1 protein-coding gene is annotated in these 465 nt (G+C 57.0%); it reads left to right on the plus strand.

Annotated elements, in window-relative coordinates:
* Positions 1–436 (plus strand): uracil-DNA glycosylase (locus HBA93_RS18555; protein WP_221724283.1); only part of this gene is annotated, 436 nt, incomplete at its 5' end.
* Positions 437–465: the final 29 nt, after the last annotated feature.

Below are 465 nucleotides of genomic sequence, written 5' to 3' on the forward strand. Positions count from 1 at the left end.
CGACGATGATCTTGAGGGCATCCCCTTCTCAGGTCCTGCCGGTCATATGCTGGAGCGCATTCTCGCCGCCATTAATCTGAAGCGCGAACAAGTCTATCTGGCCAATACTCTGCCATGGCGTCCGCCGGGCAACCGCCCTGCAACGCCGCTGGAGCTCGACCTCTGCCGTCCGTTTCTTGACCGCCAGATTGAGCTGGTTGCGCCAAAAGTAATTGTTGCGCTCGGCGACCCTGCGGCAAAGGCGCTGACAGGCTCCCGCGAGCCGATCTATAAATTGCGCGGCAACTGGCATAGTCTGACAACTGCCGGTGCGCAGGCCGTCGCAATTATGCCAAGCCTGCATCCGGATTATCTGTTGCGCACACCGGCGCAAAAGCGTTTTGCATGGGAGGACTGGCTGATGGTCAAAATGCGTCTGGAAGGCAATGAAGCCTGACCTTTGGCTTAGAACATAAAATACGACAT

The organism is Ochrobactrum sp. SFR4 (genome assembly GCF_019730395.1).
GTDB lineage: Bacteria > Pseudomonadota > Alphaproteobacteria > Rhizobiales > Rhizobiaceae > Pseudochrobactrum.